The 24221-nt window shown below is 69.7% G+C and carries 41 protein-coding genes; 39 read left to right on the plus strand and 2 right to left on the minus strand.

Annotation, left to right across the window (positions count from 1 at the left end; all coding sequences use genetic code 11):
- The first annotated feature begins 59 nt into the window (after positions 1-59).
- The 4 genes from PZ894_RS07230 to PZ894_RS07245 all read left to right on the plus strand — a co-directional run bounded on the left by PZ894_RS07230 (position 60) and on the right by PZ894_RS07245 (position 4142).
- Positions 60-818 carry an ABC transporter ATP-binding protein gene (locus PZ894_RS07230; protein WP_275743819.1) on the plus strand — a complete coding sequence of 253 codons (759 nt, stop codon included), beginning with the start codon at positions 60-62 and terminating at the stop codon, positions 816-818.
- A 68-nt stretch (positions 819-886) separates the two neighbouring features.
- Complete coding sequence (locus PZ894_RS07235; RefSeq protein ID WP_275743820.1) at positions 887-2242, plus strand: FtsX-like permease family protein; 1356 nt, start codon at positions 887-889, stop codon at positions 2240-2242.
- 14 nt (positions 2243-2256) lie between these two features.
- The gene (locus tag PZ894_RS07240) at positions 2257-3495 is read left to right on the plus strand and encodes a histidine kinase (RefSeq protein WP_275743821.1); all 1239 of its coding nucleotides are present in this window, start codon (positions 2257-2259) and stop codon (positions 3493-3495) included.
- On the plus strand, positions 3492-4142 hold the full coding sequence (locus PZ894_RS07245) for a response regulator transcription factor (RefSeq protein WP_275743935.1): 651 nt from the start codon (positions 3492-3494) through the stop codon (positions 4140-4142). The genes PZ894_RS07240 and PZ894_RS07245 overlap by 4 nt, the downstream gene beginning before the upstream one ends.
- A gap of 61 nt (positions 4143-4203) precedes the next feature.
- Here the strand turns inward: PZ894_RS07245 and PZ894_RS07250 are convergent, their stop codons facing one another.
- Positions 4204-5097: a Bax inhibitor-1/YccA family protein gene (locus PZ894_RS07250; protein WP_275743822.1), complete on the minus strand. Its 894-nt coding sequence runs from the start codon at positions 5095-5097 to the stop codon at positions 4204-4206.
- Between the two features lie 85 nt (positions 5098-5182).
- On the opposite strand from PZ894_RS07250, the gene PZ894_RS07255 reads away from it, so the two are divergent.
- Both PZ894_RS07255 and PZ894_RS07260 read left to right on the plus strand, forming a co-directional pair.
- Complete coding sequence (locus PZ894_RS07255; RefSeq protein ID WP_275743823.1) at positions 5183-6253, plus strand: hypothetical protein; 1071 nt, start codon at positions 5183-5185, stop codon at positions 6251-6253.
- 197 nt (positions 6254-6450) lie between these two features.
- Complete coding sequence (locus tag PZ894_RS07260; RefSeq protein ID WP_275743824.1) at positions 6451-7641, plus strand: site-specific integrase; 1191 nt, start codon at positions 6451-6453, stop codon at positions 7639-7641.
- Positions 7642-7847: 206 nt separating this feature from the next.
- Here PZ894_RS07260 and PZ894_RS07265 read toward each other — a convergent pair whose 3' ends face one another.
- Entirely contained in the window at positions 7848-8327 is a 480-nt protein-coding gene (locus PZ894_RS07265; protein WP_275743825.1) for a hypothetical protein, read from the minus strand.
- Between the two features lie 197 nt (positions 8328-8524).
- On the opposite strand from PZ894_RS07265, the gene PZ894_RS07270 reads away from it, so the two are divergent.
- The 33 genes from PZ894_RS07270 (at position 8525) to PZ894_RS07430 (ending at position 24218) form a co-directional block, all read left to right on the plus strand.
- Positions 8525-8785 carry a helix-turn-helix transcriptional regulator gene (locus tag PZ894_RS07270; RefSeq protein WP_275743826.1) on the plus strand — a complete coding sequence of 87 codons (261 nt, stop codon included), beginning with the start codon at positions 8525-8527 and terminating at the stop codon, positions 8783-8785.
- A complete protein-coding gene (locus PZ894_RS07275) occupies positions 8782-8988 on the plus strand; it encodes a helix-turn-helix domain-containing protein (RefSeq protein WP_275743827.1) in 207 nt (68 codons plus the stop codon). The genes PZ894_RS07270 and PZ894_RS07275 overlap by 4 nt, the downstream gene beginning before the upstream one ends.
- Before the next feature lie 181 nt (positions 8989-9169).
- Positions 9170-9427, plus strand: coding sequence for a hypothetical protein (locus tag PZ894_RS07280; RefSeq protein ID WP_275743828.1), 258 nt, complete (start codon positions 9170-9172; stop codon positions 9425-9427).
- On the plus strand, positions 9424-9669 hold the full coding sequence (locus tag PZ894_RS07285) for a hypothetical protein (RefSeq protein WP_275743829.1): 246 nt from the start codon (positions 9424-9426) through the stop codon (positions 9667-9669). The genes PZ894_RS07280 and PZ894_RS07285 overlap by 4 nt, the downstream gene beginning before the upstream one ends.
- Before the next feature lie 94 nt (positions 9670-9763).
- Positions 9764-10111: a hypothetical protein gene (locus tag PZ894_RS07290; RefSeq protein WP_275743830.1), complete on the plus strand. Its 348-nt coding sequence runs from the start codon at positions 9764-9766 to the stop codon at positions 10109-10111.
- Positions 10108-10353 carry a hypothetical protein gene (locus tag PZ894_RS07295; RefSeq protein ID WP_275743831.1) on the plus strand — a complete coding sequence of 82 codons (246 nt, stop codon included), beginning with the start codon at positions 10108-10110 and terminating at the stop codon, positions 10351-10353. The genes PZ894_RS07290 and PZ894_RS07295 overlap by 4 nt, the downstream gene beginning before the upstream one ends.
- Positions 10350-10526 carry a hypothetical protein gene (locus PZ894_RS07300; RefSeq protein WP_275743832.1) on the plus strand — a complete coding sequence of 59 codons (177 nt, stop codon included), beginning with the start codon at positions 10350-10352 and terminating at the stop codon, positions 10524-10526. The genes PZ894_RS07295 and PZ894_RS07300 overlap by 4 nt, the downstream gene beginning before the upstream one ends.
- 359 nt (positions 10527-10885) lie before the next feature.
- Positions 10886-11596 carry a hypothetical protein gene (locus tag PZ894_RS07305; RefSeq protein WP_275743833.1) on the plus strand — a complete coding sequence of 237 codons (711 nt, stop codon included), beginning with the start codon at positions 10886-10888 and terminating at the stop codon, positions 11594-11596.
- Positions 11593-11751, plus strand: coding sequence for a hypothetical protein (locus tag PZ894_RS07310; RefSeq protein ID WP_275743834.1), 159 nt, complete (start codon positions 11593-11595; stop codon positions 11749-11751). Before PZ894_RS07305 ends, PZ894_RS07310 begins: the two co-directional genes overlap by 4 nt.
- Positions 11745-12155 (plus strand): hypothetical protein, encoded by a 411-nt coding sequence (locus tag PZ894_RS07315; protein ID WP_275743835.1) that lies wholly within the window; start codon positions 11745-11747, stop codon positions 12153-12155. The genes PZ894_RS07310 and PZ894_RS07315 overlap by 7 nt, the downstream gene beginning before the upstream one ends.
- The gene (locus PZ894_RS07320) at positions 12152-12487 is read left to right on the plus strand and encodes a hypothetical protein (RefSeq protein WP_275743836.1); all 336 of its coding nucleotides are present in this window, start codon (positions 12152-12154) and stop codon (positions 12485-12487) included. The genes PZ894_RS07315 and PZ894_RS07320 overlap by 4 nt, the downstream gene beginning before the upstream one ends.
- Positions 12480-12620, plus strand: coding sequence for a hypothetical protein (locus PZ894_RS07325; protein WP_275743837.1), 141 nt, complete (start codon positions 12480-12482; stop codon positions 12618-12620). Before PZ894_RS07320 ends, PZ894_RS07325 begins: the two co-directional genes overlap by 8 nt.
- Positions 12617-13483, plus strand: coding sequence for a PD-(D/E)XK nuclease-like domain-containing protein (locus PZ894_RS07330; RefSeq protein WP_275743838.1), 867 nt, complete (start codon positions 12617-12619; stop codon positions 13481-13483). The genes PZ894_RS07325 and PZ894_RS07330 overlap by 4 nt, the downstream gene beginning before the upstream one ends.
- A 3-nt stretch (positions 13484-13486) precedes the next feature.
- Positions 13487-14056: a hypothetical protein gene (locus PZ894_RS07335; protein WP_275743839.1), complete on the plus strand. Its 570-nt coding sequence runs from the start codon at positions 13487-13489 to the stop codon at positions 14054-14056.
- A complete protein-coding gene (locus tag PZ894_RS07340; RefSeq protein WP_275743840.1) occupies positions 14053-14220 on the plus strand; it encodes a hypothetical protein in 168 nt (55 codons plus the stop codon). Before PZ894_RS07335 ends, PZ894_RS07340 begins: the two co-directional genes overlap by 4 nt.
- Positions 14214-15767: a DNA cytosine methyltransferase gene (locus PZ894_RS07345; protein WP_275743841.1), complete on the plus strand. Its 1554-nt coding sequence runs from the start codon at positions 14214-14216 to the stop codon at positions 15765-15767. Before PZ894_RS07340 ends, PZ894_RS07345 begins: the two co-directional genes overlap by 7 nt.
- A complete protein-coding gene (locus PZ894_RS07350; RefSeq protein WP_275743842.1) occupies positions 15764-15952 on the plus strand; it encodes a hypothetical protein in 189 nt (62 codons plus the stop codon). The genes PZ894_RS07345 and PZ894_RS07350 overlap by 4 nt, the downstream gene beginning before the upstream one ends.
- Positions 15945-16520, plus strand: coding sequence for a hypothetical protein (locus PZ894_RS07355; protein ID WP_275743843.1), 576 nt, complete (start codon positions 15945-15947; stop codon positions 16518-16520). The genes PZ894_RS07350 and PZ894_RS07355 overlap by 8 nt, the downstream gene beginning before the upstream one ends.
- Positions 16517-17083 (plus strand): hypothetical protein, encoded by a 567-nt coding sequence (locus PZ894_RS07360; protein WP_275743844.1) that lies wholly within the window; start codon positions 16517-16519, stop codon positions 17081-17083. Before PZ894_RS07355 ends, PZ894_RS07360 begins: the two co-directional genes overlap by 4 nt.
- Positions 17080-17328 carry a hypothetical protein gene (locus tag PZ894_RS07365; protein ID WP_275743845.1) on the plus strand — a complete coding sequence of 83 codons (249 nt, stop codon included), beginning with the start codon at positions 17080-17082 and terminating at the stop codon, positions 17326-17328. Before PZ894_RS07360 ends, PZ894_RS07365 begins: the two co-directional genes overlap by 4 nt.
- Positions 17329-17452: 124 nt before the next feature.
- Entirely contained in the window at positions 17453-17809 is a 357-nt protein-coding gene (locus PZ894_RS07370) for a hypothetical protein (RefSeq protein ID WP_275743846.1), read from the plus strand.
- 199 nt (positions 17810-18008) lie between these two features.
- The gene (locus PZ894_RS07375) at positions 18009-18413 is read left to right on the plus strand and encodes a hypothetical protein (RefSeq protein WP_275743847.1); all 405 of its coding nucleotides are present in this window, start codon (positions 18009-18011) and stop codon (positions 18411-18413) included.
- Positions 18410-18838, plus strand: coding sequence for a hypothetical protein (locus PZ894_RS07380; RefSeq protein WP_275743848.1), 429 nt, complete (start codon positions 18410-18412; stop codon positions 18836-18838). The genes PZ894_RS07375 and PZ894_RS07380 overlap by 4 nt, the downstream gene beginning before the upstream one ends.
- The gene (locus PZ894_RS07385) at positions 18835-19014 is read left to right on the plus strand and encodes a hypothetical protein (RefSeq protein ID WP_275743849.1); all 180 of its coding nucleotides are present in this window, start codon (positions 18835-18837) and stop codon (positions 19012-19014) included. Before PZ894_RS07380 ends, PZ894_RS07385 begins: the two co-directional genes overlap by 4 nt.
- Complete coding sequence (locus PZ894_RS07390; RefSeq protein ID WP_275743850.1) at positions 19011-19436, plus strand: ead/Ea22-like family protein; 426 nt, start codon at positions 19011-19013, stop codon at positions 19434-19436. Before PZ894_RS07385 ends, PZ894_RS07390 begins: the two co-directional genes overlap by 4 nt.
- Positions 19433-19657 (plus strand): hypothetical protein, encoded by a 225-nt coding sequence (locus PZ894_RS07395; RefSeq protein ID WP_275743851.1) that lies wholly within the window; start codon positions 19433-19435, stop codon positions 19655-19657. The genes PZ894_RS07390 and PZ894_RS07395 overlap by 4 nt, the downstream gene beginning before the upstream one ends.
- On the plus strand, positions 19650-19955 hold the full coding sequence (locus PZ894_RS07400) for a hypothetical protein (protein WP_275743852.1): 306 nt from the start codon (positions 19650-19652) through the stop codon (positions 19953-19955). Before PZ894_RS07395 ends, PZ894_RS07400 begins: the two co-directional genes overlap by 8 nt.
- Positions 19956-20044: 89 nt before the next feature.
- Positions 20045-20911: a hypothetical protein gene (locus PZ894_RS07405; protein ID WP_275743853.1), complete on the plus strand. Its 867-nt coding sequence runs from the start codon at positions 20045-20047 to the stop codon at positions 20909-20911.
- Positions 20912-21063: 152 nt separating this feature from the next.
- Complete coding sequence (locus PZ894_RS07410; RefSeq protein WP_275743854.1) at positions 21064-21327, plus strand: hypothetical protein; 264 nt, start codon at positions 21064-21066, stop codon at positions 21325-21327.
- Complete coding sequence (locus PZ894_RS07415; RefSeq protein WP_275743855.1) at positions 21324-21515, plus strand: hypothetical protein; 192 nt, start codon at positions 21324-21326, stop codon at positions 21513-21515. The genes PZ894_RS07410 and PZ894_RS07415 overlap by 4 nt, the downstream gene beginning before the upstream one ends.
- An 84-nt stretch (positions 21516-21599) precedes the next feature.
- Positions 21600-21938 (plus strand): hypothetical protein, encoded by a 339-nt coding sequence (locus PZ894_RS07420; RefSeq protein ID WP_275743856.1) that lies wholly within the window; start codon positions 21600-21602, stop codon positions 21936-21938.
- A 164-nt stretch (positions 21939-22102) separates the two neighbouring features.
- Positions 22103-22576, plus strand: a complete 474-nt coding sequence (locus PZ894_RS07425) for a hypothetical protein (RefSeq protein ID WP_275743857.1) — start codon at positions 22103-22105, stop codon at positions 22574-22576.
- Positions 22563-24218 carry a hypothetical protein gene (locus PZ894_RS07430; protein WP_275743858.1) on the plus strand — a complete coding sequence of 552 codons (1656 nt, stop codon included), beginning with the start codon at positions 22563-22565 and terminating at the stop codon, positions 24216-24218. The genes PZ894_RS07425 and PZ894_RS07430 overlap by 14 nt, the downstream gene beginning before the upstream one ends.
- Positions 24219-24221 lie beyond the last annotated feature (3 nt).

Genomic DNA, 24221 nt, shown 5'->3' on the forward strand with positions numbered 1-24221 from the left:
CCCCGATCGGCGGTCTGGGCCCATCGAGACGACCGCCGCCGCTCCCTAGCGTCGGAGGCATGAACTCAACCAGCACCGGCGCGGCCCTCGAGGTCCGCGACCTGACCATGACCTACGGCGAGGACGTCGGCGCCGTCCAGGCCCTCGCGGATGTCGACCTGTCCTTCGCCCGGGGCACCTTCACGGCGGTCATGGGACCGTCCGGCTCCGGCAAGTCCACGTTCCTCAACTGCGTCGCCGGCCTCGACCGACCCACCGCCGGGCGCGTCGCGATCGACGGCCACGACGTCACCGACCTCGACGAGGACGACCGCACCCGGCTGCGCCGGGACCGGATCGGCTTCGTCTTCCAGGGCTTCCACCTGCTGCCCTATCTCACCGCCGAGCAGAACGTCGGCCTCCCGCTCCGTCTCGCGGGTCGCCGGCAGGACCGGGACCGGATCCGGTCGCTGCTCTCGCGGGTGGGCCTCGGGGAGCGCGCCGGCCACCTGCCGGGCGCGCTCTCCGGTGGTCAGCAGCAGCGCGTCGCCATCGCCCGGGCGCTCGTCACCCAGCCGGCCGTCGTGCTGGCCGACGAGCCGACCGGGGCGCTCGACTCGGCGACCGCCCACGACGTGCTCACGCTGATCCGCGACAGCGTCGACACCCTGGGCCAGACCGTGGTGATGGTCACCCACGACCCGGTCGCGGCGTCGTACGCCGACGCGGTGGTCTTCCTCGTCGACGGCCGGGTCGCGGGCCGGATGGAGCGGCCCACCGCCGACGCGGTCGCCGGCCAGATGGCGCACCTCGACGAGCTGGTGGGGGCGGCGTCATGAGCACCCCACGGAACTGCGTGCTTCCCCCGCTTCGCTCCTCCAGCCCACACTTCCGCAGGGACCCCGCAGTGAGCACCGCGATGACCTCGCTCGCGATGGCCTCGCTCCGGCACCGCCGGACGGCCTTCACCGCCACGTTCGTGTCGGTCTTCCTCGGCGCCGCGCTGATCGGCGCGTTCGCCACGCTCGCGCAGACCTCGACCGGCGCCGGCGTCTCCGACGCCGACGCGGAGACCCTGACGATCATGGGCATCGTGGTCGGCGGCTGGGGCAGCCTGATCGTGCTCTTCTCCGTCGCCTCGACGCTCGCGATCACGGTCCGCCAGCGGGCCGAGGAGATCGGCCTGCTCCGCGTGGTCGGCGCCGCGCCGCGCCAGGCCCGCCGCCTGGTGCTCGCCGAGGCCGCCGCGGTCACCGGCGTCGGCGCGGCGCTGGGCGCGCTCGCGGCCTGGCCCGCGGGGTTCGTGCTGCTCGCGCTGCTCCGCAACGGCGGCATGGTCGCCGACGACGTCTCGTACGGCGGCGGCGCGGCCGCGCTCGGCGCCACCGTCGTGCTCGTGGTGACGACCAGCCTGGTGGCCGCCGCGGTCACCGCCCGGCGGACGACCAACGGACCCGCCACCCTCGCGATCGCCGATGCCCGCAGCGGGTCCGGTCGGATGCCCTGGTGGCGCACCGCGATCGGCCTGGTGCTCGTCGCGTACGGCGTGGGCATGGCCGTCGTGACGATCACGGTGACCGGCCACGACGACGACCCGTACGCGGCGATGACCACCAGCGGCTCCAGCTCGATCCTCGTCGGCATCGGCCTGGCGGTGCTCTCGCCGGTGCTGCTGCGCTGGCTGTCGCGTCTCTGCGCACCGGCTCTCGGCCGCACCGGCGCGGTCGGCTGGCTGGCTGCGTACAACACCTCGCGCCGCTCGCAGCTGCTCGGTGGCGTCCTCGCGCCGGTCATCGTCCTGACCGCCGGTGCCGTGGGCGTGCTCATGCTGGTCGGCATCGACCACCGCACGATCGGCGCCCGGGCGACCGACGAGGGCGACACGATCAACCTGCTCAACAACGTGGTGACCGGGATGATCGTGCTCTTCGCGGCGGTGATGGTGCTCAACGCGTTCGCCGCCGTGGTCGCCGGTCGGCGCCAGGAGCTCCAGCGGCTCCGGCTGCTGGGCGCGACGCCGGCGCAGGTGGAGCGGTCCGTGCTCGCCGAGGCCGGCATCGTCGGCGGGATCGGCGTGCTGCTCGGCCTGGTCGGCTCCCTCGCCACGGTCGTGCCGTTCGCGGTCGCCCGCGACGAGGGCGTCGTCCCCGACGGTCAGCTCTGGCTGCCGCCACTGCTGGTCGCGGCGACCGTCGCGCTGACGCTGCTGTCGGCCCGCTCGGCCGTGCGCCGGCTGGGCCCGCTCACCGGCGCGGTCCGATGACAGACTTGGTCACCGTGCCCCCACCGACGATGTTGCGCAGGATCGGGTCGCTCCGGCCTACGCCGGTCGACGGGGACGCCCTCGTCGACCGGCTCCGGCTGACCGCCGTCTCGGCCGGCTACGCGCTCGCGATGGCGCCGGCGCTGGCGCTGGCGATCCTGTCGATCCTGTGCATCCCGCTGGGGCTGGTCATGGTCGGGTTCGCGCTCGCCTTCGCCGTCGTGCCCGCGACCGCCGCGCTGACCGCCGTCCACCGCCGCGTCTCCGGCGCGTTGCTGGGCGAGCGGATCCCGGCGGCGTACGCCGACGCCAGCGGCACCAACCTCCTGACGCGGCCGGTGCGCTGGCTCACCGACAAGGCCCGCTGGCGGGACGTGGCGTTCCTGTGGTTCTCGTCCACGGGGGGCTTCGTCATGTCGGTGTTGGTCGTGGGGATGCTGGTGTCGCCGTTCATCCACCTCGGTGGGGCGATCGTCGACGGCGGCGTCTGGTGGTGGATCCTGGTGCTGCTCGACGGACCGCTGCTGGTCGCCTGGTGGTGCGCGACCCCGGCCCTGGTGCGCGGTCGCGCGGTCGCGGAGCGCAACATCCTCGGCCACTCCCGCGTCGAGCGGCTCGAGCAGCGGGTCTCGGAGGTCACCGAGTCGCGGGCCGAGACCCTCGACCACAGTGCCGCCGAGGTCCGCCGCATCGAGCGCGACCTGCACGACGGCGCCCAGGCCCGGATCGCGGCGGTCGGCATGAACGTCGGCCTCGCCGAGAAGCTCATCCAGTCCGACCCGACCGCCGCTGCCGAGCTGCTGCGCGAGGCCCGCGAGACCACCATCACCGCCCTGGAGGACCTGCGGTCGGTGGTGCGCGGCATCCACCCGCCGGCGCTCGCCGACCGCGGCCTGACCGGCGGCATCGAGGCGCTGGCGCTCCCGCTCCCCCTGCCGGTCACCGTGTCGCTCGCCGTACCCCCGGGGCTGCCGGCGCCCGTGGAGTCCGCGGCGTACTTCGCCGTCGCCGAGTGCCTCGCCAACACCGCGAAGCACGCGTCGGCGACGCGGGCCTGGGTCACCGGCGCCCACACCGAGGGGGTGCTGCGCCTCGTGGTCGGCGACGACGGCCGCGGCGGCGCCGACCCCGAGGGCAGCGGCCTGGCCGGGGTCGCGAAGCGGCTGGCGGCGTTCGACGGCACACTGGTCGTCGCCAGCCCGCCGGGCGGACCGACCGTCGTGACCATGGAGGTGCCGTGCCCGAACCCCTGAGAGCAGTGGTCGCCGAGGACCAGGCGCTGCTGCGGGTCGGGCTGACCCGGATCCTCGAGGCGAGCGGGTTCACGGTCGTCGACGCCGTCGACAACGCGCCGTCACTCACCCGGGCGCTCGCCTCGCCCGAGGTCGACGTCGCGGTCGTCGACGTGCGGATGCCGCCGACGCACTCCACCGAGGGCCTCGTCGCCGCCATCGAGGCGCGCCGCGCGCGACCCGGGTTCCCGGTGCTGGTGCTCAGCCAGTACGTCGAGCCGCTCTACGCCCGTGAGCTGCTGGCAAGCGGCGAGGGGTCCGTCGGCTACCTCCTCAAGGACCGGGTCGCCGACGTGGACGGCTTCGTGGCCTCGGTGCGCCAGGTCGCGGACGGCGGCACCGTGCTCGACCCCGAGGTCGTCGCCGGGCTGGTCGCGGGCGCCGGCCGCGAGCAGCCCCTCGAACGACTCACGCCCCGCGAGCGCGAGGTGCTCACGCTGATGGCCGAGGGTCGCTCGAACGCGGCCATCGCGGCCCGGCTCTTCGTCACCGAGAAGGCGGTCGGCAAGCACACCAACGCGATCTTCACCAAGCTCGACCTGCCGCCCGCCTCCGACGACAACCGCCGGGTGCTCGCGGTCCTCGCCTGGTTGGACGGGGCGGGCTGACCCGAAATAGCGCCGACCCGCCAGAAACTTTCTGACGGGTCGGCGCGCAGTTGGTGGCGGGTCAGTCCTGGTTGAGGATCGCCAGGATGCGCAGCAGGTTGGTGTAGATCCAGACCAAGCTCACGGTCAGGCCGAACGCGACCCGCCACGCCTCGCGGTCCGGCGCGCCGTGGGCGATCAGCTGCTCGGCGATGTCGAAGTCGAGGATCAGCATGAAGACACCGAGCACGAGCCCGCCGATCGCGAAGACCAGGCCGAGGCCACCCATGCCGAAGAGCCCCAGCTGGGCGCCGAACAGGCCGAGCACCAGCTCGAGCAGGCTCAGCCCGACCATGCCGAACATGGCGGCGATCACGAACGTGCGGAACTTGTTGCCGACCTGGATGTCGAAGAACTTGTACGCCGCCAGCGTGCCGGCGAACGCCGCGAACGTGCCGATGACGGCCTGCACCACGATGTGGTCGCCGATCATCGCGTCGAAGAACTTGCTCAGGCCGCCGAGGGCCACACCCTGCGCCACGGCGAAGAGCACCACGAGCGCGGGGCTGACCACGCGCTTGAACGAGTTGACCATCGAGAGACCGAACGCGACGAGCGAGCCGATGGTCATCAGGCCGATCAGCGGGCCGAGGTCGGCGTCGGTGTCGGTGATGTCGGGAGTCGCGAGCCACGTGACGGCGGCCGCCGCGAGCACCGCGACGAGCGAGATGGCGGTCTTCTGGACGACCGAGTCGATCGTGATCGGCGTGGTGGCGACCGGCGCGCTCGGGCCGGCCGGGCCGCCCGGCGTGCCGACGCCCCACGTGGACGGGTCCGAGTGTCCGGTCTGGCCGTAGCCCTGGTGGGCGCTCCCGTTGCCGGCGTAGGACTGGAACGCCTGCGAACGGAACACCGGGTTGTTGCTCTGCATTGGTCTCTCCTCGAGGCCGGGGGTGGCGTCGCTCTGACGGGTCACCGCTGAACCCATCCTAGGAGGGTTCACCGCTTCCAACGCACGTCGCTCCCCGTTGGTTCCCGGTCGGGGTGCCAGAATCAGCGCCATGGAAGACGCGGTCTTCGTCGCCGTGGTCGCAGGACGGTTCCTGCTGCCCCTGCTCATCCCCTTCTGCCCACTGCCCGCGATCGTCGCCTGCCTGGTGCTCGACGCGGCGGACCAGACGATCTTCCAGGCGTTCGGCTTCGACCCACCCGGCTACCAGAACTACGACAAGGCGATGGACATCTTCTACCTGTCCATCGCCTACCTGGCGGCGATGCGCAACTGGGACAACCTCGCCGCCTTCGCGGTCGCCCGCTTCCTCTTCTACTACCGGCTCGCCGGGGCATTCCTCTTCGAGGTGACCCACGAACGCTGGGTGCTGCTCGTCTTCCCGAACACGTTCGAGTACTTCTTCATCGCCTACGAGCTCTGGCGCACCCGCTGGCGCACGCGCCCGGTGGCCGAGCGGACCTGGATCCTCACCGCGGCGTTCATCTGGATCTTCGTCAAGCTGCCACAGGAGTACTGGCTGCACGTCGCGGAGCTCGACGTGACCGACACCCTCCACGACTACTGGTGGGCGTGGCCGCTGCTGATCTTCCTGCTCGTCCTGCTCGCGGTGATCCTCTGGTTCGGCGTGCGTCCGCGGCTTCCGGAGTCCGACCACGCGCTGCGGCTGGTGGCCGACCCGGTGCCCGACGCCGTCGACACCGGCGCCAAGCTCGCGGCCATCCACCTCGCCGGTGGCTGGGTGTTGTCGTGGATGACGCTGGAGAAGGTCGTGCTCGTCGGTCTGGTGTCGGTGATCTACGGCCAGTTCCTGCCCGGCGTGACGTCCTCGACGCCGGACCTCTTCGTCTCGATCGGCGTGCTGGTCGCCCTCAACGCCGGCATCACGCTGCTCTTCTCCCGGCAGCGCTGGACGATCGAGTCCGCCGGCCTCGCGGTCATCGTGCGCATCGGGCTCAACGTGCTCCTGGTCGCGTTCGTCGACCAACTCGGCCCGAACGCCGACGGCTGGGACACGTTCTTCTTCCTCTGCCTGATCAGCCTGATCACGACGCTGCACGACCGCTACCAGCCGGTCTACGCCTACCGGCGCAGCCGCGAGCTGGACCTGCGCGCCGCGTGAGCCCGGCTCCGGGCTGAGCCGCGCTCGGTCCGGTGCCCCCGCTGGGACTCGAACCCAGACTGCGCCGCTTTTAAGGCGTAGCATTGACAGCGTCAGCGTAACCCTAGACGGTCGTTTCACGCAAGGATTCCATGGAAATCGGCCGCTGGCCATGGCTACACATGGCTGTCTACATGGCTACACGGGAGGATCGAGGCGTGGTCAAGCGGCGCGAGTACGGCTCCGGCAGCGTCTACCAGCGCAGGGACGGGAAGTGGATCGGGGCCATCGACGCCGGGTTCACCGCCTCGGGTGGCCGCCGCCGCGTCACCGTCACCGGCCGCACTGACGCCGAGGCCCGGCGCCGGCTCCGCGACAAGGTGGCGGAGGTGAAATCGGGCATCGTCGTCATGTCGCCCAATACCACCGTCAAGGCGTGGGCCGACACCTGGCTGCCCATCAAGGAGGCCGAGCTCTCGCCGAAGGGCTACAAGGCGCTAGCCGGGCCGGTCCGGAAGTGGGTCGTCTCGACGATCGGGAGCAAGCGCCTCACTCAGCTCACGCCCGCCGACATCCGATCAGTCGAGGCCAAGCAGCGCGAGGCTGGACTGAAGGGCACGACCTGCGCCGCCACCCAGCGAGCGCTGTTCAACATGCTCCGCGCCGCGATCGCCGAGGGACATGCCGTCCCGACGCGAGTCCTCATGGCCAAGATGCCGAAGACCTCGCCCAGCGACCGCAAGCCTCTCTCCATCCCCGAGGCGCTGGCGGTGATCGCCGCCGCGCGCGACCTACCGCACCGGTCCCGCTGGCACGTCGCGCTGCTGACTGGGATGCGGCAGGGCGAGTGCCTCGGGCTCACCTGGGACGCCGTCGACTTCGACGCCGAGGAGATCGTCGTCGAGTGGCAGCTCCAGCGGCTCCCCTACCGGGACAAGCGCGACCGATCAAAGGGGTTCCGGGTCCCGGCCGAGTACGACAGCGTCCAGGTGCACAAGTCGTGGCACCTCGTCCGGCCGAAGAGCAAGGCCGGGTTCCGCGTCTACCCGCTGCTCCCCGTCGTCGCCGCCAGCCTGCGCGAGTGGCGCGAGCACGCACCGGACAACCCGCACGGCCTCGTCTGGCCGAACACCCTCGGCCGTCCCGCCAGCAACATCGACGACCTGGAGGAGTGGCACGCCCTCCAGGGCGCCGCCGGCGTCGGGCACCCGGCCGGCCGCTACTACCACGTCCACGAGTGCCGCAACGTCACCGCGACCCGCCTCCGCGAAGCGGGCGTCGACGGGCTCACCATCACGTCACTACTCGGCCACACCAGCCTCTCGACCAGCGAGGGCTACATGACCGTCGACGCCGCCTCCAAGCGCGCCGCGCTGGAGAAGGTCGCCGCCATGCTCGAGCTCGGCTAGCCGCCTTCGTCGATCGACTCTCGTCCCGGGAACACTAGGCGCACGTGTTTACCACCTTCAGCGTTTTCCGGACAGGCGGCGTCTCTGTGGCGCACACTCCCGTCGCATGGAGGAGTTCGGGCTCCTCATGCTGTTGGGGGTGCGCGTGAGAGAAGTGAAGAACCTGGCCGAGGGGAGCGTCTGGCTCCCCGAAGATCGGCTGCTGTTCATCGACGCAGATCTGAGTCTGAGAGATCGACATCGGCTCGTCGATCTGCTGCTAGCGGATGCTGCGCGCGACGCGTCTTGACGTCCACGTCGTCGTGCCTGGTGGGGGCGGTACCTCCGGGCTGCTGCTCGTCGTCATGTCCACCACCTCCCTCCTCTGTCTCGGCAGGCAGCATCGCCCGCACGACGGCGAGGATCGCGCGGCGCTGCTCCTCAGTGAGTTGTGAAGCCTCAGGCGGCAGCGACCAGTCGCCGTAGTCGCGTCGTGCGCTACCACGAAGCCTCAACACCTGGTTCCGGTCGCCACCAAAGAGCGCATCTCCTGCTCTGTTGATGGTCTCCGGGCTCGTCTTCCCCCCGGTCACCAGCCGATGCGCGGTGCCATGACTGACTCCGATCTTGGCCGCTAGATCGCGGTAGCTGTGGATGCCCTTCGGTGCCAGCAGCTCTCCCCACCGTCCGGGAAGTTCGTTGCTCATGTCTAACAGCCTTCCGCCGCATTCCGTCTCGCGTCCACCCCGACGTTAGACGATCCGTCTCACGATTCCATGGCTGTGATTCGCTCGCTGAGCGCGAATCTGAGCCGATTGCGACTTGTGTCGTTAGACGGCACCGGCTAATCTTGTCTCACGTCTTGCAGAACGTGAGACACTGTGTCTAAGGTTCAGGAGTCCCAATGAAGCGCAGTCCCTGGAGGTTCGAGGTGCGAGTCGTAGACCGCAGGATCCTTGAGCACTACATCAAGTTCCGCGGGCTCTCCTATGCCAAGCTGGCCGCCAAGGTCGGCTGCTCCAAGGCCACGATCGGCCACCTCGTCAGTGGCCATGTGAAGGTCACACGCCCAGAGTGGGCCAAGGCGATCGAAAGGGAGCTGGACGCCCCCACGGGGTCGTTGTTCGCGCCCAAGGTGTCTCGCGTATCGGAGAACGCGGCATGAGCACCGCGCTGCCGCGCCTGGCGTACACCCGCAAGGAGGCCGCTGAGATGTGCGGCGTCTCCGAGGACACGCTCCGCCGCGCCAAGAACAGGGGCGCGCTCAAGGCGAAGCGGCTGACCGAGGACGAGGAGCGCAAGGGCGGCAAGGAGCTCTATACCCGCGCCGCTCTCGAGGCGTGGCTCGAAGGGCTGGCGGACGCGTGATGAGCGCCCACAGTCACTCCGGCCACGTGTACTTCGCAGCCTGTGGCAAGTACGTCAAGATCGGCTTCACGTCGCATCCACCAGCGAAGCGCATCGCCTCACTGCCGGGCCGAGTCAAGGTGCCAGCCGACTTCGACCGAGCCGACACGATCTGGCTGATGCACTCGATCCTGGATGCATCATGCGGGACGAGTCCCGCCTTCATGGCCTCTTCCTTCGCCATCACGCAGAAGGCGAGTGGTTCAACCTCACGCCGGCCTTCCTCGAGCAGCTCACAGGTCTCGAGTACGTGACGTATCGCGAGGAGCGCCTGGCGTTTCGGCGTGCGCGGGCAGACCTGCGCCGGATGGGGATCAACGCCTACTCGCGACCTTGGGGTGGCAAGCCGGGCCACGGACCGATCGGACTCCGGCTGCTCGATGAGGCGAGTGCCTCATGAGCAGCATGGACGCCTACTACGAGCGCGGCAACACGGCCCGCGCCTCCATCGTCGGCTTCCTCCACGCGAACGCCGCCGAGCTCCGCGACCTCGGCTTCACCCCCGGCGGTCACGACTGGCCCCTCATGGCGGTCTGCGACGAGTGCGCCGCCCTGGTGCCGTACAAGGCCGCCGAGCTGATCGACCCGTGCAGGTACGCCCGGAAGCACCGCGAGAAGTGCCCAAGAAAGGCAACGTCATGACCTACGGACATGGCCCCGAGATCGCCGCCCAACTCGCCGCATGGCTCCCTGAAGCCTGGGCCGAGATCCACGCAGACGCTGAGGCGGCGGACCGATGAGCGCGCCCACCTGGTCCGCCGTCGACGAAGCCACCGCCTCCCTGCTCGACCTCATCGACGCAGACTGGCGCCCGTTCGCAGAGGCCGACCGCAACACGATCGCCGCCGCCATCCGTGACGACGCGCGCTTCCACAGCGGTCAGGTCCACCCGAACCGTGTCCGCGACGCCCTCGCCGCGCTCCCCGTGTTCAAGCAGCCGAAGCCGACGCGCGTGGGGCCGACGTACCGCGCGATGACGCTGGCGGGCTACCTCGAGGTCGACGGCTGGGACGTGTCTGACGACTCGCGCGGCAAGAACGCGGGCAAGCCGATTCGGCTCTACCGCTGGGTGGGTGCGTCGTGAGCGGCGAGCAGGGGCGGAAGTTCGGCTGGCAGCAGCAGCCTCGGCCGATCCTCCAGCAGCCTCCCAAGTGCCCACACATTGGGTTGCTGTTCGCATCGGTCGGTGTCGCCTTGCACGACCCGGGTCATGAGTGGGTCTGCGGCTGCGGTCAGGTCTTCGTGGTCGTCTCCGATGGCGGACAGAACAAGCGGCTCGTTCCCGACTGGCGAGACCGCTCCGCACAGACCGGCCCGCAGTCATGACGCGCCGCACCTACCGAGGCAAGACCGCCGACCACATGGCCGGTCGGCTCGCGTGGTTCGACGGCCAGTGCTGGGTGTGCGACCGGCCGATCCACCAGCTGTCGTCGCAGGTCGTGCTGCGGCGCGGCGAGTGGATCCACACGACCTGTGCGTCGGGAGCCTCCGATGAGTGACCTCGCCGACCGCCGCATCGGTCGCCTGCTGCTCGCGACAACCGCATGGCTCGTGATCGCCGCCTGCCTCGTCGCGGCGGTGCTCCAACTGCCGCCGCCCTAGAGCCGGGCGGTCCCGGTTGGCGCGTGGGGCTGCGCGTCACGTCAGGCCGGGACCGTCCTGAGACATGAAGAGAGGCCAGCGCATCGACCCGACGAAGGCAAGCGCTGGCCCCAACGGAAGGAAGTGTTCCACATGGGAGACATCGGAAAGCCCATTCGCGAAGGCGAGTGCGAGCCGCTCACCTTGCCAGCAGCCCCCGAGACGACCCCGGCGCCGACTCCGGTCCCCGCGCCCGAGCCTGCAAAGGAGCCGGAGCATGTCTGACTTCTCCGATCGCGAGTTCCATGTCGGGAGTCTCGTCGGTCTGCGTGCGTTCTCGGTCGACTCACTCGGGCGGCTGAATGGTCCATCGCAGGGCGGCATCTTCAAGCCCGGCGTGAACGAGGCCGAGTGCAAGACCGACCCGTACACCAAAGCACTCGCCGCCCAGTTGGCGCAGGTGGAGGCTCGCCTCTACGGACTGGAGCAAGTCGAAGCCAAGCGGGGCAAGAAGGCGAAGCGTGGCGAGTTGAGCACAGCCGCCGTCGGTCTCCGCGAGGCGACCAAGCCGAAGCACACGCTCGCTGGGCTCGGCTGCAAGTGCGGGTTTTACGCCTACTTCGACGGCATGAACGACTACCTGAGGACCGGTCGGGTCGCCGCCGTGGTCGAGGGCTTCGGCGTCTACACGCTCGGCACTCGCGGCTTCCGAACCTCCAAGGCCCGTCTGCTCGCGCTGATTCAGCCCGAGATGGGCAGTTCGGAGAGTTACCTCAGTGTCTTGGCCTTCACGCCAACATTCGGCCGCACCCCGCCGTCGACCGTCGACTCCATGACCCCGCTGCTCTGGTCCTACGTCCAGCGCAACTACCCCGACGTGCCGGTCTTCGCCAGCCAGGACGAGGCGCTCGCCGAGTACCCGCTGTTCCAGCCCGAGGCACCGACGCCGGACACGGATCCCGACTTCTGGACGAGGAGCGCGTCATGACCCTCCGCCACCTCGCCCAAGTCACCGCCGACGAACTCGAGCAGATCGCGTTCGACAACCCCGGCGCCGCCATCGAGACCACCACTGACCGCGCCTACCTGCGAGTGGGCTGCGTGACGTATGTGGCCGAACTGACGGCGGAAGCGCCATGCTGACCGCCGCCGACCTCTGGGCCGTCATGGTCGTCGCCGTCATCGTCATCGCCGCGCTCACCGCGTGGTGCCTCGTCTCCGCGTTCCTCGCCGTCCTCTACTGCCGCGTCATGCACGCCCGCAACGAGGCCGACGCGCAGACCGCCGCTGACTTCGGTGAGCCAAGCCGCGATGAGGTCGAAGCCGGTTTCGATGGCCCGCGTGCGATGTGGGGACCGCTCAATGACGCAGCAGCAGACGCCGACTGGGCAGTCATGCTCGCGGCGGTCAGCCTGACGCCTGAGCAGGTCGCCACCGACTACCAGCGGACACGGCTCGCGATGCGCATGGACAGCATCCGTCGCTTCATGGCCATCGAGCGCGAGGTGGCGGCGTTCCGGGACGAGCTCGACCGGGAGGCGTCGTGAGCCGACCAGCACACATCGCGCCGCTAGACGCCGCGCTGGACGAGCACATGTCAGCCCTCGTTGAGGCCGAACGCCGACAGGTCGAGGTTCACGAGAAGCACGCGGAATTCCTTCGCCTGCACGCCGAGTCGATGGCCGAGGTCAAGGCGGCGCAGGAGGCCCGGTCGAACGCCTACTACGGGGCGAAGTCCTGCGAGGGGGCGATCCGCAAACTGGGCTACTGCGTTCTGGGGACCGTCGGGAGTGAAGCGAGCCGCCTCGACGGGCACCCCGGCGACTTCCGCAACCCGGTCACACCTCCCGCACAGACGGGCGGTGGCGACGATGCCTGACTACACCTGCATCGGCTGCAAGCGCGTCGTGGACACCGACCTCGAGCCCGGCCCCGACGGACGACGCTGCCCTGACTGCGCGCGGCGGGCTGATGCCGAGTTCGCGGAGTGGGTGGCGGAGGGGTGGTCATGAAGATCACGAAGCCGGGTCTCTACCCCGACGTGTCCGACGACACCTACCACAGTGACCCTGTTCCGGACGGCTCGCTGTCGAGCACGTTCGCGCGGCTGTTGACCGAGCACGTCCCGGCCAAGGCGTTCGCACTCCGGCGTGACCGCAAGCCGACCAAGGCGATGAACCTCGGCAAGGCGGCGCACCGCCACGCACTCGGCGCCGGCCCCGAGCTGATCGTCTGGCAGCACGACGGACGCACCAAGGCAGGCAAGGCCGAGCGCGCTGCCTACGCCGACCAGATCGCCGCCGAGGTCGTCGTCGCAGTCAGCGAGGACGAGCGCGACCAGATCATCGGCATGGCTGAGGCACTGCGCGCACACCCCTACGTCGCCGCGGTCCTCAACGACGCCGACGCCGAGGTCTCCGGCTTCTGGCAGGAGGGCGGCGTCTGGATGCGGGCGCGCTACGACACGCTCGACACCTCTCGCGCCCACGACTACAAGACCTGCCAGGACGCGAGCCGTCGCGGGTTCTCCAAGGCCATGGCGCGCTTCGGCTACCACCAGCAGGCCGAGTTCTACCAGCGCGGGCTGACTGCGCTCGGACACCCGGCAGCCGCGCAGCCAATGCGGTTCATCTGCCAAGAGGTCACCGCGCCCTACCTCGTGCAGGTCCACACGCCCGACGCCGAAGCCATCGAGCTCGCGCGTCAACTCAACGACCGCGCCATCCGCATCTACGCCGAGAGCGTCGCGTCTGGCACATGGGGCGGCTACCCGGAACTCATCGCCGAGCCGTCACCGCTGCCCGCCTTCTACTACTTCGAACACGACGACGTGCTGCCCGATGCGTGGCGCGCGCTCGACGACATGGAGGTCTGACCCATGCTCGACATGACAGAGTCGATTGCGCCGCGATCCGACCAGATGAACGCCGAAGACCTGCTCTCCGGTCCGCGCACCTTCACCATCGCCGAGGTCACGAAGGGGAACGCCGAGCAGCCGTTCAACTTCCACCTCGCCGAGTTCCCGCACGGTCGCCCGTTCAAGCCGTCCAAGACCGTGCGGCGGCTGATGGTGCAGGCGTGGGGCAAGGACGCGAGCACCTACGTCGGGAAGCGCATGACGCTCTACCGCGACCCCGAGGTGACGTTCGGCAAGGACAAGCCGGGCGGCATCCGCGTGAGCCACATGTCCGACCTGCCCGACGGCAAGGCGCTGACGATCTGGCTGACCGTCACGCGTGGCAAGCGGGCGGCGTACACCGTCGAGCCGCTCCCCGACCACGCGCGTACCGCCACACCCGTCGACGAGGAGACCGTCGCGCGCATCGCCGACCTCCGCGCCGAGTGGCACGAAGCAGACGCCGACCGACGCAAGACGATCGAGACCGAGGTTGCCGAGTTGCAGCAGCCGACCGCCGAGGATGCGTTCCCCGAGGGCGGTGCGTCATGAACCCACCACCCGCCATCAGCCCCGACGTCTACGCCCGCCCCTTCCGCAAGGACCGGCCGACGTTGCGCGACTGGCCCATCGCGGCGGCCGAGTTGCTGGCGCGACGTCCGGAGCTGCTGGGCGTCGGGGTGACGGGGGCGCTTGAGGCGGTGGTGTCGTGCTGAGGCTCGGCTCCGTCTGCACCGGCTACGGCGGTCTCGATCTGGCCGTCGCGTCCGTGCTCGATGTGGAGCACGCCTGGGTGTCCGACGTGTGCAAGTTCGGACCCGATGGCGCAGGCCATCACGACCCGTGCCGCGCACCCTGCACCATCCTCGCCCACCGCTTCCCGGGCGTGCCCAACCTCGGCGACCTGACCCGCATCGACTGGCACGCCGTCGCTCCGGTCGACGTACTGACCGCCGGCTACCCCTGCCAGCCCTTCTCTCACGCCGGGAGGCGACGTGGAACTGACGACCCCCGACACCTCTGGCCTTTCATCCGTGAGGCCATTCGCGTCCTACGACCCCGACTCACGTTCCTGGAGAACGTGGACGGCCATCGCTCGCTCGGCTTCGACCGAGTGGTCGGGGACATGGCCGAAGACGGGATGCATGTCCGATGGGTTGTCCTACCGGCTTCCGGAGTGGGAGCCCCGCACCAGCGCAAGCGGCTGTTCATCGCCATCACTCCCGACGCCGACGACCTCGGACACGAACGGGGGGGGCAGCATGGAACCGGGGCGCGTGACCTCCGCACCGTTGTTCAGGACGCCGAACGCGAGGGATGGGGAGCCGAGGGGCACGCAGCCGCCGGCGAAGCGTCTGGCGGGCGGTCATCAGCCATCGCTGGGCGATCAGGTGGAGCACCTGTGACGCTGCTCCCCACGCCCGACTCGTCGGCCGAGAAGTACAGGCTCGTTGGCGACTCGCAGCAGTCCCGGAGCCTGCCAGCGCTGGCAATCCGTGGCGAGCTCGACGGGGCGCTCCTGCCCACGCCCGCCGTCAATGACATGGGCGCGGCGTACACCCCGGAGACTTGGGACGAGTGGACCGCCCGCATGAAGGCCGAGCACAACAACGGCAACGGGCACGGGCCGAGCCTCAACATCGAGGCGCAGCGGATCGACATGCTGCCGACGCCATCCGTTGCGGACGGCGAGGGCGGGCACGAGACGCGCTCCGGCGCACGCTCTGGCGAGCGGCTGCTACCTGGTGTGGCGAAGTACGACCTCCTGCCCACCACCACCACCATGGATGCGCACAGCAGCGGCGGCAACCCCGACACCACGGGCACGCACGGCACAACCCCGACCGACGCGACCGTCCGCCAGCCCTCCCGCTGGGGCAAGTACGCCGCCGCCATCGCGCACTGGGAAGCCATCACCCGCCCTGCGCCTGAGCCGACCACCATCACCGCCGGCTACCTCAAGACACGCGCCAAGCGACTCGCGCGCCAGGACAAGCGGCCAGTCGGGATGCGTGGCTCGCTCAAGGTCCGCAGGCAGCTCGCCGCCACGTTCTCCGAGTGGATGATGGGCGTTCCGCTCGGCTGGATCACTGCCGTCCCCGGCATCACGCGCAACGAAGCATTGAAGGCGGCGGGCAACGGCGTCGTGCCACAGCAAGCCGCCGAAGCACTGCGCTACCTGCTCGCCATGCCGACGGGCGCTCAGATCGCCGCCGCCCACCAGCCTGACGACCTGCTCGAACTGCTGGCGGTGGGCGAATGACCACCTACTGGATCTGCGTCGCCCACCGCTTCGCCATCCCACCCACCGCCTGCACAGCACGCGGCGAGAACGACAAGGGCGCCGCCGACCACACCGCGGCGACCAAGCACCCGACGTTGACGACCACACGACGCGCGCTGGCAGACCGACTGGCGTGCGGAGACGAAGGAGCGAGTGATGAGTGAGCAGGCCGGAGGCTGGACGCGCGGCGACTGGATGCAGACCTTCACGGGCCGCCAGTTCTTCCCGCTCGACCCGCGCCCGGACGAGATCGACACCCGCGACATTGCGCACGCGCTCTCGATGATCTGCCGCTACGGCGGGCACGCGAGCCGGTTCTACTCGGTGGCCGAGCACTGCGTCTTGATGAGCCGAGCCGTCGCGCCTGAGCACGCTCTGTGGGCGCTGCTCCACGATGCGACCGAGGCCTACGTCGGCGACATGGTGCGCCCGCTCAAGCGACAGATCCCGCATTACCAAGCGATTGAGCACGGCGTCATGGTTGCCATCTCGCAGCGGTTCGGAGTGGTCCCGGAGATGCCGCCCGAGGTCAAGGACGCCGACAACCGCATCTTGCTGGACGAGCGCGCCGTGGTGCTGACCACGCCGCCCGCTTCGTGGCATCAGGACGGCATGAAGCCACTCGGCGTCAAGGTGGAGTGCCTGCCGCCCCACCGGGCCGAGTACGAGTACCGCCGCCGCCTGGACGAACTGCTCGCGACCACCCCCGAGCCAGCGCAGGAGACGCCATGAGCCGCCCACGCATCACCGCCGAGCGCTTCTACACCGAGCCCGCACGCCTCGACCCCAGCAAGCGCGGCGACGCACGCAAGGCCGACCTGCCACCCATGGCCGACCTCGCCGAACGTCTCCGCGGCGGTCTCGCACTCGCCGACCTCGCCGCCGAGCACCACATGACCGTCTCCGGCCTGCGCAACCGCATGATGCGGTCAGGCTGGGGAAGCGACGGGCAGAAGATCACCGAACGACCGGCGGCCCGCTGCGAGTGGTGCCGGCGCAAGACAGGCGGTGCGACCTCCTGCCGCGAGTGCGCCACCCTCATGGCCGCCCGACAGCCCGTCGCCTACGAGCACGGCCTCTACGGCGGTCAGTGGGTCAATCGGCGCGGGGTGCAGGTCTGGGTGCCGACACCACCACCGCCGAAGAAGCGACAGCCCTGGGGCAAGGCAGCATGCGGCACCGAGGGCGGCTACTACCGACACCTCCGCCGCACCAAGACCGAGCCGTGTGCGCGCTGCAAGAAGGCGCACGTCGAGGCCGAGAAGCAGCGGGCGGCAAGGCGGGCAGCGGCATGACACTCCACCATTGCGGCGGCGATCACCAGGGCCAGATCCTCGCCGAAGCCCAGTGCAACTTCGAGGCCGCAATCCGCGACCACCTCATCGAGTACGCCAGGGCTCTCGATCAGCCGCCGCCCGCCCCACAGATCACTGACCTCTGGGCACACGCGCGCCAGATGCACGACGACGGCGCGACCGCCGCGCGCTGGGTGCGGCAGGTGCTCGACCTCGGGTGGCGGCCGACGGTGGGTGCGTCATGACCACCGAGACTAAGCCGACCTTGAGCGGCTGGTGCAGCGGGCCACCAGGAGCGCGACCACAGCACGAGCGGTGCCGCATGAGCCCGTCGTGCGAGTGCGCGTGTCACCAACCAGGGGAGGACTGATGGCCCGAAAGGCTCGACCACTCAAGACCTCGTTCTGGGACGACGACAAGGTCTGCCACCTGTCCCGAGACGCACGACTCGTGCTGGCCGGACTCATCACCAAGATGGCCGATGACGAGGGGCGGTTCGTCGCCACGCCCGCCGCGATCAACGGCGAGCTGTTCCCCTACGACGAACTAGCGCCCGCCCGCGTCAAGCGCTGGCTGGCCGAGATCGAGTCGGAAGGGATGGTCCTCGTCTACCGCGTCAACGGTGGCACCTACGGCTGGCTCCGGGGATGGGGTCGCCACCAGAAGCCGCCACACCCGACGCCGAGCACAATCCCGCCGCCGTCCGAGGAGGTGCTGTTTTCATGAGCAGTGCACGCAACCCTCACAACCTACTCATGAGCAATGTTCCCCTGAGTAGGAGTAGGAGTAGGAGTAGGAGGGTTGGTCACCCATCCATCGTCCCTACAGGGCGCGACTCGCCGCCTGTGGAAAACGCCACCGCCGCAGCCACGACAGACCGCTGCGCATGGATGGCGGCTGCGCCGCGACGAGGGGGTGGGCGGCCATGAGCGCCAAGTTGCCGACCGCGACCCCCCGCGACGGCTCGCCATTTAGCAATGGCACCGAGGGCTACGCGTGGATGGCGAACTGGTGCGACCGGTGCATCCACGACAAGCCTGCCCGCCAAGACCGCTACGAGGACGCTTGCCAGATCGTCGTGCTCGCGCTTTGTGGGCAGACTCCCGGCGAGTGGCTAGAACAGCGCGACCCAGAGACCGGACTCCGGCCGCTTGGTGACGCGTACCACTGCATCGAGTTTCGCGACGAGGGTGACGGACCGCCGCCACCTACCGAGCCCGAGCCGACGCCGCCAGGTCAGGGCGAGTTGTTCCCGATGGAGGACTACGTCGGCACGCGCATGTTCGCCGATGTCGTCGCCGAGGCGAAGGCGGTGGAGACATGCCCGTGACCAAGCCCCAGGCCGAGATGCTCGCCACCCTCGCCGTCGCAGCCCGACCCCACGGCGCACGACACTGGGACGCACCCGGAGTCATGGCCGCCCTCGCCAACATCCGCCACCTCGACCTCGCCGAAGTGATGATGGCGGTCGGCAGGGCGGCACGCGACCGGACGCTCGAGACCCCCGCCGCCATCGGGAACACCGCCGCGCCGTGCTGGATCGAGCGGCCGGTCGAACGGTGGACGCCGACCAAGACGACCCGCAGCGACCGGTGCGGCGAGTGCAACAAGCCGCGCGACGTCTGCGAACGCACCGCGCGATGGGGCGACGACACCCACGAGTTCCGCCCCGACTACATCCAGCCCGCCGGCTCAGCGGTCGACGAGCTGCGCGACATCAAGCACGCGGCGATGGCCGCGAAGGAGGAATCATGAGCGAGATCGACCGTCCTTACGTCGTGAACCCCGAGGCGATCGGCGACCCGGATCAGACCCCGGTCGTCCAACTGCCGTCGGAGATGGCGGCGTACTTCGAACGGACGCGCTGCCCCGAGTGTCGTCAGATCAACCAGACGCACGCAGACGACTGCGCCGCCGAGGACCCCCGGTGACCGCCATCGACCGCGCCGAACTGCGGCGCGTGGCTGAGGCTGCGACACCGGGCGTTTGGGTCGCGTGGGGAAACTCCATCGCCTACGACACGGGGCACTGCGGTGGCGGTGGTTGCGATGTGGGCTACGGCCACGAGCCGGGGTGCAGCCTCGACAGACTCGGGGAAGCGTCTGAGCCAGACGCCGCCCACATTGCTGCCTTCGACCCGCCGACCGTCCTGGCCCTGCTCGACGCGCTCGACGCCGCCGAGGACAAGTACGCCGGGCTGCGGGAGGCGGTGGGCCGGGTGGCCGATCGACTCGACACGTCCGCCAAGGCGTCGCGGAATGACGTCGGCCGCGACCACATGGCGTCCGCCGAGTTGCTCGCCGCCTATGCCATCGCCCTCCGCAACCTGCTGGCTGACGAGGCTGGACGATGACCGCCGCGTGGCACACGTTGACCGCCCGGGTTCGCTTCGACCCGGCGGCGACGGACGTGCAGACGAATGCCGGACTGGTCATCGGGGAGGCGCTGGCGAAGGCGCTAGGACTCGAGGTGCTCTGGCTCGACACCGTGTGCCTCGTCGTCGACAACGACGATCCGACCGAGGTCGTCCCGGCGCAGACCACCGACCGAGGGCAGGAGGCGGGCCGTGAGTGAGGGGCGGGCTGAGCACCAGGTCGAGGGCGACGTGCTCCGCGAGCGCGTCGCAATCGCGATCTACACCGCAGACGACGGCATCCACTGGGAGGCCGAAGACCCGGGCGGGTGGGTGCGCGAGCGGTACCTGATCCTGGCCGATGCCGCTCTGCGCGAGACACTGACCGGCACGCGCGAGGAGATCTCGCGAATGCTTGACGGGTTCCCGCAGCGGGGTCGTCACACGCGGGCTCGATGGGCCATGGCGTGGCTCGACGTGATGATCGAGCGCGTCACGCGGCCCGGAGCGTCGTCATGACCCACATGAAGCGACCCAGTGCCCGAGCTGGTGAAGAGCAAGGCTGCGGCGTTCGCTGTGGTCTACCGGGTCGAGGTTGAGGGGGACGAGTGACGGAGACCAAGCGCACCTGCTACCGCGACCGCGACAACGGCGTCTACTTCGGTCGCAACGAACACCGCCACGACTGCGCCGAGGTCGACTGCCGTGGCTGCGTGCCGTGCGCCGAGGACCACTGCACGGCGGCCAAGAACTGCGCCTGGCATACGGGCGAGGGTGAACTCACCTGCGCCCGGTGCATCGGCGCCGTCCGGCGCGACCTTCGGTGGATCGCCGACCTCGCGTCCCTGATGATGACCGCCGCAATCAGCGACGGTGTGACCTCCGAGGCCGCCAACCTTGCCGGACCATCGCCGCACCCGGGCACCGTCGTCAGCCGCCGCGTCCTCCTCCGCAAGCGCCTCGCGACACTCGGCCCGTTCGCCGCCGCCGCGGGGATCGATGAGACCGGGTACTGCGTGATGCCCGACGACGACTGGCACCACCCCTACGCCGTGCTCGGCCGGTGGGCGCTGATGATCACCGAGGACTACGGCCACACGCTCGGCGAGGTGACGACCGCGACCGCAGCGTCCTACCTCGACCGCAACCTGCACCGCATCGCCAACGACGACGAGCAGGACTTCCCGCTACTCGGCCGCGAGTTGCGCAAGTGCCGGCAACACCTGGAGTCCGTGCTGCACAACGACAACCGGCCCGAGCGTGGTGCGCCATGCCGGTCGTGCCCATCGCCGGCGCCACGGCTGCGGCTCGAGCCCGGGCACTGGTGCGACGAGCCCGACTGCCGCCGCGAGCACTACGACGACGACACCGGAGACCGCTGGGTGTGCCCTCGGAACCGCGACCACTGGTGGTCGCAGGACGACTACCGCCGCTGGGTGTACGCCGACGCGCAAGACGCGACCATGACGCACTGACATGCCCGCCTCCTGCGCATCCGCCACGTCATCGGCTACGCTGTGCGCAGACGCGACCGTCGGAACCTCGGCTGCCGCATTCGCTCAGACGCCCGGACCGCCACTCTGCGACGGGCGTCTTCGCATGTCCGGCCCGGATCGAGGTGAGCGGCATGGCACGCGCGCCACTGGTTCAGGATCTCGCCCTCTTCCGTCAGCAGTGGGCCGACGGCGTACCTCTCGCTCGGATGGCTGAGGTGCACGGATGCAGCGTCCCGACGGTGAGCATCACCGCCAAGCGGCTCGGGCTCCCGTCGCGCATGGGCTACTGGGGACGGAAGATGCGTACCGATCCCGACATCCCACTGACGGACGGACGTTGGGTGCACCGCCGCCATGGCGTGTGGCACTGGGTTCCCGACGAGGCAGCGTCGTGAGGTCGTACCGCGTCGACGGCAACCACGTGGACACGCCCGAGCCGATGGGACGCGCTGGCCTCGAGCTGCGCATCATGCAGCTCCGTGCCAAGCAGGAGCGCATGCCGGCGCACTGGGTCGAGCGACGTGCACAGGTGGGCGACGAGATCGACGCGCTGGTCGACAGGTGGCTACTTGCCGATGAGTGATCGGTACGTGTGCTCGGTGTGTGGGCTGCGGTACGTGGTGCCCTCGTTGGCCGAGGACTGTGCTCGCCGACATGAGGCGCTGCGGTGAGGGTCTGCATCGAGTCGGGCTGCGGCACGCTGACCGACAAGACGCGGTGCCTTGAGCACAGGCGGGCCAAGGATCAGGCGCGAGGGACGCGGCAGGAGCGTGGCTACGACGCCGAGTACGACCGCCTCAGGGCCGCTGACGTGGCAGCCATGGCGCGCGGCGAGGTGCTGACGTGCTGGCGCTGTGAGCGCGTGGTCATGCCGCACGACTACAGCCTCGGACACTGTGACGACGACCGCAGCATCATCCACGGCCCCGAGCACCTGCATGGATGCAACCTCGCGAACACCCGCGGCGGCTGCCCACACGCGAGCCATATCTCACCAGCCGCATAGGGGGTGGCGGGGGACCGTCGAACACCTGTTCGGGACGGACCGCGGGGGAGGCGTCTCGGATGTTCGGAGGGTTCAGACCTTTCCGGCCTATAGCACCACGCGCATAGTCGCAAGGGCTGTGCGGGACCCGACGCGGCGCAAGGCTGCCGAAGGAGTTGACCGACATGACCCGTGGTGGCGCGCGCAATCGCTCCGGCCCGCAGGCCAGTGAGGACTCCGGCCGTTCGGACCGCCGTGGCTACGTGCTGACGGCGCTCCCCGCCGAGGGGTACGACGGCCCGGTCCCCGACTTCCCACTGCCGGCTCCGTCAGCGCGCGAGCTCGAGGTGTGGGAGGAGGCGTGGCGGTCTCCGCAGGCGTGCGCGTGGTCGCTGCCCTCTGAGTCGTGGCGCGCGGCGACCGTAGCGATGTGGGTGCGCGTCAAGGTTCGCTGCGAGGACCCGGATGTCGGCGCCGCACTGCTCGGTCAGCTCCACCGGTTTGCCGACCAGATCGGCATGACGACCGCCGGCCTCGCTGAGATGGGCTGGAGGGTGGCGGTCGACGAGACCGCGACGAAGCGTCAGGAGAAGGCTGCCGAGAAGGCGCCGGCGAAGTCGTCCCGCGACAGGATGAAGGTCGTCGGTGGCGACGGATGACCTGGCGCTCGACTTCGACCCGCTCCACACGCTCGGCTTCTTAGGAACCGACTGGATCGAGGTCCACTGCCGGGTCCCGGGCGGCGTGTACGACGGCGAGCCGCTGACGTTCAACGGCTGGCAGCTCTTCTGCACGGTCAACCACTACCGGATCACCGCCGACGCGATCCTCGACCCTCGGCGGCTCCTGGCGCCGTTCGTCTACCGCCGCTCGGTGGTCGTCGGGCCGCAGAAGTGCGGGAAGTCGCCATGGGGCGCCGGAATGGTTCTGCTAGAGGCGGTCGGCCCGTCGCTGTTCGCCGGTTGGGCCGAGGGTGGCGAGGTCTACCGCTGCGCGGACCACGGCTGTGGCTGCGGGTGGGAGTACGAGTACCAACCGGGCGAGGCGATGGGCGTCCCGCGGCGCAAGTCGCTAGTTGGGCTCCTCGCCTACGCGGAGTCGCAGACGCAGAACGTCTACGAGCCGTTGCAGACGATGATCCACTCGGGTCCGCTCGCCGCGTTCGTGAAGCCGCTCGAAGGCTTCATCCGCACGCCGAACCGCGGGAAGATCGTCCCGTTGACGGCCGCCGCCCGGTCGAAGCTCGGCCAGCCCCTCACGGGCGGCCTCGGTGATGAGTCCGGGCTCTACACCGAGTCGAACGGCGTCCTCGACACGTGGCAGACCATGCGCCGCGGCATCGCGGCGATGCAGGGCCGGACGATCGAACTCACGAACCCGTGGGATCCGACGGAGAACTCGGCGGCCCAGCAGGCGTTCGCGTCGAAGCAGTCGGACATCTTCAAGTACTACCGCAAGCCGCCCGAGGATCTGGACTACGCCAAGAAGCGCGACCGGCAGAAGATCCACCTGCACGTCTACGCGGACTCGCCGTGGGTGGACCCGCCGAACGCGATCGACCCGGAGGCCGACGAGCTCGTCGAGACCGACCCTGGTCAGGCTGAGCGGTTCTTCGGCAACCGGGTGGTGCAGACGCTCGGCTCGTGGTGTCCGATGGACGCCTGGGCCGCACGAAAGGCACCGCAGGACGTCCCCGCCGGCACTGCCGTCGTAGTCGGCTTCGACGGCTCGGACGTGGACGACTGGACGGGTTTTCGTTGCGAGACGCGCGAGGGCTATCAGTTCACGCCGCGGCTGCCGGACGGTCGCCCGATGATCTGGAACCCGGCAGCGACCAGCGGTCAGGTGCCGAGACTCGAGGTCCGGGCCGGGATGGCGCACATCTTCGCGACCTACAACGTGGTTCGCGCCTACCTCGACCCGCCGTACTGGGAGTCGGAGTGTGACGCCTGGGCCGAGGAGTTCGGCGAGGATCGCGTCATCCGCTGGTACACCCGTCGCCCGACCCAGATGCACGAGGCGATCGAGCGGCTGCTGACCGACGTCGTGAAGGTCGAGTCGACGTTCGCACATGACGGCTGCGAGACCACGGCTGCGCACATCGCCGCCGCCCGCAGGAAGTACGCCGCGAGCGTCAAGCCGGGCATGGACCGAGCTGGGCTGCGCTACGGGCTCACGAAGCCGGGCGACGGCCGCAAGATCGACATGGCCATCCCTTCGATCCTCGCGCACGAGGCGCACGGCGACATGACCGCGGCCGGCTGGCCGGAGACGGCGGAGAACTTCGCCTACTTCATCTAGGGA

Source organism: Nocardioides sp. YIM 152315 (genome assembly GCF_029210375.1).
Taxonomy (GTDB): domain Bacteria; phylum Actinomycetota; class Actinomycetes; order Propionibacteriales; family Nocardioidaceae; genus Nocardioides.